The sequence below is a fragment of the Streptomyces sp. NPDC049541 genome, from assembly GCF_044465725.1.
Classification (GTDB): Bacteria; Actinomycetota; Actinomycetes; order Streptomycetales; family Streptomycetaceae; genus Streptomyces.
Genome location: NZ_JBITLY010000008.1, coordinates 78696 through 88354 on the forward strand (window position 1 = coordinate 78696; position 9659 = coordinate 88354).

7 protein-coding genes and 2 pseudogenes are annotated in these 9659 nt (G+C 72.9%); 3 read left to right on the plus strand and 6 right to left on the minus strand.

Going from position 1 to position 9659, the window contains the following annotated elements; all coding sequences use genetic code 11:
• Nucleotides 1–1669 precede the first annotated feature (1669 nt).
• Nucleotides 1670–2872 carry an amino acid deaminase/aldolase gene (locus tag ACIBW9_RS28585; protein ID WP_398959849.1) on the plus strand — a complete coding sequence of 401 codons (1203 nt, stop codon included), beginning with the start codon at nt 1670–1672 and terminating at the stop codon, nt 2870–2872.
• A gap of 15 nt (nt 2873–2887) precedes the next feature.
• Here ACIBW9_RS28585 and ACIBW9_RS28590 read toward each other — a convergent pair whose 3' ends face one another.
• The 4 genes from ACIBW9_RS28590 to ACIBW9_RS28605 are packed head-to-tail and all read right to left on the minus strand — an operon-like array spanning nt 2888 to nt 7717.
• Complete coding sequence (locus ACIBW9_RS28590; protein WP_398959851.1) at nt 2888–4126, minus strand: haloacid dehalogenase-like hydrolase; 1239 nt, start codon at nt 4124–4126, stop codon at nt 2888–2890.
• 25 nt (nt 4127–4151) lie between these two features.
• A complete protein-coding gene (locus ACIBW9_RS28595) occupies nt 4152–4967 on the minus strand; it encodes a 3-oxoacyl-ACP reductase (RefSeq protein WP_398959853.1) in 816 nt (271 codons plus the stop codon).
• Between the two features lie 6 nt (nt 4968–4973).
• Nucleotides 4974–6338 carry an aldehyde dehydrogenase family protein gene (locus ACIBW9_RS28600; protein ID WP_398959855.1) on the minus strand — a complete coding sequence of 455 codons (1365 nt, stop codon included), beginning with the start codon at nt 6336–6338 and terminating at the stop codon, nt 4974–4976.
• A gap of 8 nt (nt 6339–6346) precedes the next feature.
• Nucleotides 6347–7717 carry a glutamine synthetase family protein gene (locus ACIBW9_RS28605; RefSeq protein WP_398959857.1) on the minus strand — a complete coding sequence of 457 codons (1371 nt, stop codon included), beginning with the start codon at nt 7715–7717 and terminating at the stop codon, nt 6347–6349.
• Between the two features lie 95 nt (nt 7718–7812).
• Between ACIBW9_RS28605 and ACIBW9_RS28610 the strand changes: the two genes are divergently transcribed.
• Nucleotides 7813–8547 carry a FadR/GntR family transcriptional regulator gene (locus tag ACIBW9_RS28610; RefSeq protein ID WP_398959859.1) on the plus strand — a complete coding sequence of 245 codons (735 nt, stop codon included), beginning with the start codon at nt 7813–7815 and terminating at the stop codon, nt 8545–8547.
• A gap of 85 nt (nt 8548–8632) precedes the next feature.
• Complete coding sequence (locus ACIBW9_RS28615) at nt 8633–9346, plus strand: gamma-glutamyl-gamma-aminobutyrate hydrolase family protein (protein ID WP_398959861.1); 714 nt, start codon at nt 8633–8635, stop codon at nt 9344–9346.
• Here ACIBW9_RS28615 and ACIBW9_RS28620 read toward each other — a convergent pair.
• Together ACIBW9_RS28620 and ACIBW9_RS28625 are read right to left on the minus strand one after the other, a co-directional pair.
• Nucleotides 9321–9485: pseudogene (locus ACIBW9_RS28620) on the minus strand (aminoglycoside phosphotransferase family protein); the annotation flags it as partial. The gene ACIBW9_RS28615 and the pseudogene ACIBW9_RS28620 overlap by 26 nt on opposite strands.
• Before the next feature lie 36 nt (nt 9486–9521).
• A pseudogene (locus ACIBW9_RS28625) lies at nt 9522–9659 on the minus strand (aminoglycoside phosphotransferase family protein); the annotation flags it as partial.

A 9659-nucleotide genomic window follows, 5' to 3' on the forward strand; every position in this document is an offset into this window, starting at 1 on the left:
ACCCTCCACCCGAGTGCCCGGCAGGGGCGGCATGGGCGGCGACTGCGATGCGGGGCCGGCGCTCGGACGGACGGAGGGCATGGGAGGTGCGGCCCCGTCGGGGGTTGCCCCAGGCCGGGCGGGGGGCACCGACGGGGACGAGCCGGGCCGCCGGGCCGGCTGGCCAGGGGAAGCAGTCGGGCGGGCATCCGCCGCCGTCGGGGTACTGCCCTGCACGGCAGCACCCGGACGGGCAGGCGGCACGGACCCGGCAGCCGAGCCGGACCGACGGGGCGGATCAGCGGGGGCAGTGGCCGGGCGGGGCGGCGGGGCAGTGTCCCGGCGGCCGTCCGCCGCAGGCTGGACGCCGCCGGGACGGCCGGCCGACTGCGCGGCAGCACCCGGACGGGCAGGCGGCATGGGCCCGGCAGCCGAGCCGGGGCGCCGCGGTGGATCGGCGGGGGCCGCGGGCGTGGTACCACCAGGGGTCTTCGCCGGACGAGCAGCAGACGCGGACGCGGCCGACTCAGGGCGGTGCGACGGGCCTACAGACGGCGATCCCGACCGCGCGCCCGGACCGTCCGAAGCACCCGAACCCGGCGCAACAGCCGAACCAGAACCCGAAACCGCCCGCGCCGAAGGCATCCCACCAGCGGCCGAATCGCCACGGCGCCGCGGATCAGCAGACGGCGATCCCGACCGCGCGCCCGGACCGGTCGAAGCACCCGAACCCGGCGCAACAGCCGAACCAGAACCCGAAACCGCCCGCGCCGAAGGCATCCCACCAGCAGCCGAATCACCACGGCGCCGCGGATCAGCAGACGGCGATCCCGACCGCGCGCCCGGACCGTCCGAAGCACCCGAACCCGCCGGAACAGCCGAACCAGAACCCGAAACCGCCCGCGCCGAAGGCATCCCACCAGCGGCCGAATCGGGGCGGCCGCGCGGATCCGCGGATGGCGACCCGGGGCGCGTGCCCGGAGCAGTGGGAGTGGTCGGGGGGATCGGGCCCAGGCGTGTGGTGGATTCCTGGGGGGTTTCCGTGGGGGTGGGGCGGTGGTTCGGGCGTGGGGGTACGGCGGTGCGGGGTGCGGGTGTGCGGGCTTCCTCGCGGCCGGCCGCCGGAGGGGCGTCCGGGAAGCGGGCCGAGGGCTGCGGCGGGGGTGGAGTCTGCGGGCTCGACCAGGCCTCGCCCCCCACCAGACCGTCCCCGGTCGGTTCGGGCTGGGCGTTCGAACCCGTGGAGGGGGTGCGGCGGCCGAAGGCCTCGAAGCGTTCGGAGCCTCGCCACGGGGACCAGGCCCCGCCGGAGGCCGTCTCGGCGTCCTGCGGCCGGCTTTCCGACGGCGACGACCCGACGGTCGGCGGCTGGGCAGGGCGCGGCGGAATGGAGGCGTGCTGCGCTTCCGTGCTCATGCGCCCCCCGTTTCCTCGCGCCCGGGCCGTCTACCTGTACGCGGGCCGTCGTCCTTGTGCTCAACCGATCGACGCCGGGCCAGTCCGTCCCGGGCACGCATACCCGCACGAACGGACCGGCATCCGGATGCATGTGCAACCGCCGCCGTTCCGCCGTACGTGCGCGTCACTCTACGGGCTGCCCCTGTCGATACGGGAACCAGTCCACGAGCACGAGGCATCTGCCCGGAACGTCCCCCTACCCTGCGGTAATCCTGTCTGGCAGGCTTCGTTCATGACTGCGCGCGCCGCCGACCGGGTCCGTTACGACCGGGCCACCGCCCATCTCGACGCTCCTCTCGCCATCGTGGACCTGGATGCCTTCGACGCCAACGCGGACGATCTCGTGCGCCGCGCGGGCGGCAAGCCGATCCGGGTCGCCAGCAAGTCCGTCCGCTGCCGGGCCCTGCTGGAGCGGGTCCTCGCGAAAGACGGGTTCGCGGGCATCATGTCCTTCACCCTCGCCGAGTCCCTGTGGCTGGCGCGCGGCGGATTCGACGACGTCCTGCTCGCCTATCCGTCCGCGGACCGCGCCCGCTTCGCCGAGCTTGCCTCCGACCCGAAACTCGCCTCCGCCGTGACCGTCATGATCGACGATCCCGCACAGCTGAGGCTCATCGACGAGGCCCGCGACGGCGGGCGTGAAGTCATCCGGGTCTGCCTGGAGTTGGACACCTCCCTGAAGCTGCTCGGGGGGCGGGTGCGCGTCGGGGCGCGTCGCTCGCCGCTGCACTCCCCCGCCCAGGTCGCCGACATGGCCCGGCTGGTGGCCCGCCGGCCGGGGTTCAAGGTCGTGGGGATCATGGCGTACGAGGGCCATATCGCAGGCGTGGGTGACTCAGTGGCCGGGCGGCCGCTGCGGTCGCGTGCCGTACGGCTGATGCAGGCGACGGCCCGCCGGGAGCTGGCCGAGCGGCGCGGCGAGGTGGTGCGTGCGGTGCGGGCCGTCGTACCGGATCTGGAGTTCGTCAACGGCGGCGGCACCGGCAGTGTGCAGTACACGGCCGCCGAGGACGCCGTCACCGAGATCGGCGCCGGCTCGGGGCTGTACGTGCCGCGGCTGTTCGACAACTACACCTCGTTCAGCGGCCGTCCGGCGGCCCTGTTCGCCCAGCCCGTCGTACGGCGCCCAGGTGTCGGGGTCGTCACGGTCCTCGGCGGCGGCTACCCCGCCTCCGGTGCGCCCGGCAGCGACCGGCTGCCCGTCCCGTACCTGCCCGAGGGGCTGCGCTACGACCCCCAGGAGGGGCCCGGCGAGGTGCAGACCCCGCTGCTCGGCTCCCCCGCCGACGACCTCCTGGTCGGCGACAAGGTGTGGTTCCGGCACGCCAAGGCCGGTGAGCTGTGCGAGCGCTTCGACGTGCTGCATCTGATCGAGGGGGACGCGGTGACGGCGACCGTCCCGACGTACCGCGGGGAGGGCCACACGTTCCTCTAGGCGGTGGACTGCCGGTCAGTACACGGTGTCCGCCTGGTCCGGGACGACGAAGCCGTCGTCCCGCAGGAGGGCGTCCTTGGCGCCGTCGGACGCGTTGTGGGCCTTGGTGGAGCACGGGTACGGGTCCGGCCTGCGCGGCAGGGGGTCGATGAACATGGGGTTGATCAGCCAGCGGCCGTCGGCGTTGTCGTAGGCCCGGCACATCAGTTCCGGCTTGTTGCGGTTGAGGACGAGGTGTGCGCCGGTCGCGTCGCCGACGAAGGTGACGTCGGTGTCGGCGTCCCCGGCCGCGAGGACCGGGCGCCGCGGCCACGGCTGCCGCTGCCAGGCGGCGGCGCCCTGGACGCCGTAGATCTCCTGGTTGATCCAGCAGCGTTTGCCGTCGATGTACGGGATCACCGTGCCCCGGGTCGCGGGGACGTTGCCGCAGCCCTGGTTGCTGGGTGTGATGCGGCCGCGGCGGTCGAGGAGCGAGCGGATGGCGATGGTGTGGGCGGGGTCGATGCCGATGGCCCGGGACCAGACCTCGGTGATCGGTTCGGAGCCCGCGGAGACGATGTAGACGTCGAATCCGGCCCGTTGGAGGGTGCGGATGAGGTCGCGCTGCTGGTCGTAGTAGCGGACGTAGGCGGGCACGGTGTGGGTGCCGAGTGTGCGGGTGGCGCCGATGGGGGCCGCCAGGGCCTCGGTGCGGGCCTGGCGGGCGTAGGAGGCGAGTTCGGCGGGGGTGCGGCCGGCGAAGAGCTGGGGGATCCAGGCGTACTGCGGGACGGTGCGGCGGTGGTTCCAGGTGCCGGCGAAGGCGGGGGCGCCGCTCGCGGTGGTGGCGTTCTCGCGGATGTCGAGGATCTCGTCCGTGCAGCGGGGGTCGGTCGAGGTGCGCAGGGGTTCGGGGGTACCGGTGCCGCAGGCCTCGGTCAGGGCGTGGTCGGCGGCCTCCGTGAGCCAGGGGCTGGTGTCCTTCCAGCGCGCCGGGCGCAGGAGCCGGTCGTGTCTGAGGGCCCAGGAGAGGGTGGCGTCGGTGACGTCGTTCCTGGTGACGGTGTTGTCCCAGTCGAAGACGGCGACCGGGTGGCCGCCGGCTCCCGAGCAGGTGCCCCGCTCGTCGATCACCTGCTGGAGGCGGGCGCGGTTGTCGCCGTACCAGATGCCGGTCAGGCGGGGGCAGTTCGAGGGCGGGGGGACGTGCGGTGCGGTGGGAGCGGCCGCCAGGGCGGCGGCCGCGGCCAGGGTCCACGCGAGAAGGGGGCGCATACGCGTGGACCGTACCGTTTCGTCCCTACAGGGGCGTGACGTACGCGCCCGCGATTCCGCCGTCCACCAGGAAGTCGGTGGCGTTGACGAAGGAGGAGTCGTCGCTGGCCAGGAAGGCGACGGCGGCGGCGATCTCCTCGGCCTCGGCGAACCGGCCGACCGGGATGTGCACCAGGCGGCGGGCGGCCCGCTCGGGGTCCTTCGCGAACAGTTCCTGGAGGAGCGGGGTGTTGACCGGGCCCGGGCACAGGGCGTTCACGCGGATGCCCTCGCGGGCGAACTGCACGCCCAGTTCGCGGGACATGGCGAGCACACCGCCCTTGGAGGCCGTGTACGAGATCTGGGAGGTGGCGGCACCCATCCGGGCCACGAAGGACGCGGTGTTGATGATGGAGCCCTTGCCCTGCTGCCGCATGTAGGGGATGGCGGCCTTGCAGCACAGGTAGACGGAGGTGAGGTTGACCTCCTGGACGCGCTTCCAGGCCTCCAGGCCGGTCTCCAGGATGGAGTCGTCGTCGGGCGGCGAGATGCCCGCGTTGTTGAAGGCGATGTCGACGCTGCCGTAGGTGTCGAAGGCCGTCTTGAAGAGGGCCTCGACCTGCTCGGCGTCGGTGACGTCGACCTTGACGAAGGTCCCGCCGACCTCGTCGGCGGCCGCCTTGCCGCGGGCCTCGTCGACGTCGCCGCAGACGATGTTCGCGCCCTCGGAGGCGAGTCGGCGCGCGGTGGCGAGGCCGATGCCGCTGCCGGCTCCGGTGATGACGGCCGTACGGCCCACCAGGCGGCGGCAGCCGGGGGTCTGGGGGGAACCCCCAGGAGATGTAACAGGCTGTTCGGTCATGAGCGGTCAGGCCTCCGTGCTGATGAAGACGTTCTTGGTTTCGGTGAAGGCGGTCAGGGCGTCCGGGCCGAGCTCGCGGCCCAGGCCGGACTGCTTGTACCCGCCGAAGGGGGTCCAGTAGCGGACGCTGGAGTGGGAGTTGACGGAGAGGTTGCCGGCGCGGACGGCTCGCGAGACGCGCAGGGCGCGGCCCAGATCGCGGGTCCACAGGGAGCCGGCCAGTCCGTACGGGGTGTCGTTGGCGAGGCGGACCGCGTCGGCCTCGTCGGTGAAGGGCAGCAGGACGGCGACGGGCCCGAAGATCTCCTCGCGGGCCGCCTCCGAGTCGTGCCGCTCGCCGGTGAGGACGGTCGGCGGGAACCAGAACCCGGGCCCGTCGGGGGCGCCGCCGCGCAGGGCCGGTGCCTCGTCGGGCACGAACGACCGTACGCGGTCCAGCTGTTGACGGCTGATCAGCGGGCCCATCTGGGTCTTCTCGTCGGCCGGGTCGCCTACGACGACGGATGCCAGCGCGTCGGCGAGCAGCTCGCGGACCTCGTCGTACACGGTCTCCTGGACCAGGATCCGGGTGCGGGCGCAGCAGTCCTGGCCGGAGTTGTCCAGGAAGGAGAAGGGGTCGACGGCGGTCCTGAGGTCGGCGTCGGCGAAGACGATGTTGGGGCTCTTGCCGCCGAGTTCCAGCGTGACCGGCTTGACCAGGCGGGCGCAGCGTTCCATGACCTCGCGGCCGGTGCGGGTGGAGCCGGTGAACACGATCTTCGCCACGTCGGGGTGGTCGACGAGGGCACGTCCTGCGGTGTGGCCGTACCCCGGGACGACCTGGAAGAGGTGCTCCGGCAGGCCCGCCTCCAGGGCGAGTTCGGCCAGGCGCAGGGCCGTCAGCGGGGTGGTCTCGGCGGGCTTGAGGACGACCGCGTTGCCCGCGGCGAGCGCCGGGAAGGAGCCCCAGGCGGCGATGGGCATCGGGAAGTTCCAGGGGGCGATGACGCCGACCACGCCGAGCGGCTCCTGGAAGGTGACGTCCCAGCCGCCGGACACCGGGATCTGCTTGCCGAGGAGGCGTTCGGCGCCGCCCGCGGAGTACAGCAGGAGGTCACGGGCGTTGCCGGCCTCCCAGCGGGCGTTGCCGAGGACATGGCCCGCCTCGCGGACCTCCAGCTGGGCCAGCTCCTCGACGTGCGCGTCGACGACGTCGGCGAAGCGGCGCAGCAGCCGGGCCCGGTCGGCGGGTGTCGCGGCCGCCCAGGTCCGCTGGGCGGACACCGCGCGGGCGACGGCACGATCCACCTCCGCCGCTTCGGCGGCGGGGACGGTGGCGACGACCTCCTCGGTGGCCGGGTTCAGTACGACGAGTTCGTGCTCGGCGGACAACAGGGGCCTCACATGCGTTCGAAGGAGCGGCGCAGCTCCCAGTCGGTCACCGCGGCGTCGAAGGCCTCGAGCTCGACGCGCGCCATGTTGCGGTAGTGCGCGACGACCTCGTCGCCGAAGGCGGCCTTGGCGATGGGGCTGTTCTCCCAGAGCTCGGCGGCCTCGCGCAGGGTGGTCGGGACGTGCTCGTACTCTGCGGTGTAGGCGTTCCCCGGACAGGGCTCGGGCAGCTCCAGCTTCTGCTCGATGCCGTACAGCCCGGCCGCGACCAGCCCGGCGACGGCGAGGTGCGGGTTGACGTCACCGCCGGGCAGCCGGTTCTCGAACCGGAGGGACCGCCCATGACCCACGACCCGCAACGCGCACGTGCGGTTGTCGTACCCCCAGGCGACGGCGGTCGGGGCGAAGGAGCCCGGCTGGAACCGCTTGTAGGAGTTGATGTTGGGGGCGTACAGGAGCGAGAAGTCCCGCAGGGCGGCGAGCTGTCCGGCGAGGAAGTACCGCATCACGTCCGACATGCCGCCGGGGTCGTCGGAGGAGCCCGCCATGGCGTTGTTGCCCGCCGCGTCCGCGAGGGAGAGGTGGATGTGGCAGGAGTTGCCCTCCCGCTCGTTGTACTTGGCCATGAAGGTGATCGACACGCCCTCCTGGGCGGCGATCTCCTTGGTGCCGGTCTTGTAGATCGCGTGCTGGTCGCAGGTGACGAGGGCGTCGTCGTAGCGGAAGGCGATCTCGTGCTGGCCGGGGTTGCACTCGCCCTTGGCGGACTCGACGGTCAGTCCCGCGCCCGCCATCTCGTTGCGGATGCGGCGGAGCAGGGGCTCGATGCGCCCGGTCCCGAGCACCGAGTAGTCGATGTTGTACTGGTTCGCCGGCGTCAGCCCTCGGTAGTTGGCGTCCCAGGCCTGCTCATAGGTGTCCTTGAAGACGATGAACTCCAGCTCGGTGCCGACCTGGGCGGTGAAGCCGTGCTCGGCGAGGCGTTCCAGCTGGCGGCGGAGGATCTGCCGCGGGGCGGCGACCACGGGCGAGCCGTCGTTCCAGGCGAGGTCGGCGATCAGCATGGCGGTACCGGCGTTCCAGGGCACCCGGCGCAGGGTGCGCAGGTCCGGGTGCATGGCGAAGTCGCCGTAGCCGCGCTCCCAGGAGGACATCGCGTAGCCGTCGACCGTGTTCATCTCGGTGTCGACGGCGAGGAGGTAGTTGCAGCCCTCGGTGCCGTGGTGGAGGACCTCGTCGAGGAAGAAACGTGCGGCGAACCGCTTGCCCTGGAGCCGACCTTGCATGTCGGGGAAGGCCAGGACGACAGTGTCGATCTCACCGCTCGCGACGAGGGCATGCAGTTCCTCGACGCTGAGCGGGGGTGTGCGGTCTGCCACGGGAGAGCTCCTTCGGCTTCTGCTCGCTTTTTCCACCGGGCCGGAAGCCATAAGGTATTGCGGAGAACCATTGCTTGGGAAGGGGGTGCGGCGGGATGTCGCTGGATCCGGACGGCAGCCTGGAGGACCGGCTCACACCGGTACTGCGGCCGGTGCGCGCGGGCAACGGCTTCGAGGAGGCTCTGGAGCAGATCCTGCAGGTCGTACGACTGGGCCTGGTGCCGGGGGGCGAGCGGCTGCCCGCCGAGCGGGAGCTGGCGGAGCGGCTCGGGATCAGCCGGGTGACACTGCGTGAGGTGCTGAAGGTGCTGCAGGACCAGGGTCTGGTGGAGTCCCGGCGCGGGCGCTACGGCGGCACGTTCGTCCTGCCGCGTGCGGACGCGGGCGGCGAGGACGAGCTGCGGCGCCGGGTCGCCGAGGTCGATATCGAGGACGTCCTGCGTTTCCGGGAGGTCCTGGAGGTCGGGGCGGCCGGCCTGTGCGCGACGCACGGCCTGGGCAAGGAGCAGGCGGACCGGCTGCGCGAGGCGCTGGCCCGCACGGGCGACGCCCCGCTCGCCGACTACCGGCGGCTGGACACGATGCTGCATCTGACGCTGGCCGAGCTGAGCGGATCGCCGACGCTGACCGCGCAGTACGCGGCGGTCCGGGCGACGGTGAACGACCTGCTCGACTGCATCCCGCTGCTCGTCCGCAACCTGGAGCACTCGCAGCGGCAGCACGTCGCGCTGGTGGAGGCGGTCCTGGACGGGGACGCGGACGGGGCGCGGGAGATGATGCGGGAGCACTGCGCGGGGACGGCGGCGCTGCTCAGGGGCTTCCTGGCGTGAGGAGCCGCTTTCCCGGAAGCCTTGCCTTCGAGGGCACCCCTCGGCAAAGGTATGAATACAATCCTTTGCGGGACCGGGAGGACGCATGGCGGACGGGCCGCTGATCGGCATCAGCACGTATCTGGAGGCCGGGGCGCGCTGGGGCGTGTGGGAGCTGGAGGCCGCGCTGCTGCCGGCCGGCTACCCGCGGCTGGTGCAGCGGGCGGGCGGACTCGCGGCGCTGCTGCCGCCGGATGCTCCGGAGCACGCCTGCGCGGCTGTCGCGCGTCTCGACGGTCTGGTGATCGCGGGCGGCCCGGACGTCGAGCCGGTCCACTACGGCGCCCAGCCCCATCCGCGGACGGGCCCGCCGGCGCGTGCCCGGGACGCCTGGGAGTTGGCGCTGATCGATGCCGCCCTGGCCGCCCGGATCCCCCTGCTGGGCATCTGCCGGGGTATGCAACTCCTGAACGTGGCCCTGGGCGGCACGCTCGTCCAGCACATCGACGGCCACGCCGAGGTCGTCGGCGTCTTCGGCCACCACCCGGTCAAGCCGGTGCCCGGCACGCGGTACGCCGCCGCCGTGCCCGAGGAGACCTCCGTACCGACCTATCACCACCAGGCCGTCGACCGGCTCGGCACCGGCCTGATCGCCTCGGCCCACGCGGCGGACGGGACGGTGGAGGCGCTGGAACTGCCGTCCGCCGACGGCTGGGTGCTGGGCGTGCAGTGGCATCCGGAGATGGGGGACGACCTGCGGGTGATGCGGGCGCTGGTGGAGGCGGCTTCCTCGGCTACGAGGCCTTCAGCCGTCTCCTGAGCCAGGCGAGGGCGGCGTCGCCCTGGGCGCGCTGGAAGGCGCGCAGGGTGGGGAGGCCGGGTGGCGGCGGCTGCAGGGCGTGCGCGACGAAGTAGCCGGCCAGCGCGGCCAGAGCGACGGTGACGGCGTCCGTGTCCGCCTGATGCGGGCGCCGGTGGAGGCGCGGCTGCTTCGACTACGAGGCCTTCAGCCGTCTTCTGAGCCAGGCGAGGGCGGTGTCGCCCTGGGCGCGCTGGAAGGCGCGCAGGGTGGGGAGGCCGGGTGGCGGCGGCTGCAGGGCGTGCGCGACGAAGTAGCCGGCCAGTGCGGCCAG

Excerpts from the sequence above, each read along its gene's own strand:
- ACIBW9_RS28590 (WP_398959851.1), bottom strand. The coding sequence starts at position 4,126 with ATGCGCCCCCTTCTCGCGTGGACCCTGGCCGCGGCCGCCGCCCTGGCG.
- ACIBW9_RS28610 (WP_398959859.1), top strand. The coding sequence starts at position 7,813 with ATGTCGCTGGATCCGGACGGCAGCCTGGAGGACCGGCTCACACCGGTA.
- ACIBW9_RS28585 (WP_398959849.1), top strand. The coding sequence starts at position 1,670 with ATGACTGCGCGCGCCGCCGACCGGGTCCGTTACGACCGGGCCACCGCC.
- ACIBW9_RS28615 (WP_398959861.1), top strand. The coding sequence starts at position 8,633 with ATGGCGGACGGGCCGCTGATCGGCATCAGCACGTATCTGGAGGCCGGG.
- ACIBW9_RS28595 (WP_398959853.1), bottom strand. The coding sequence starts at position 4,967 with ATGACCGAACAGCCTGTTACATCTCCTGGGGGTTCCCCCCAGACCCCC.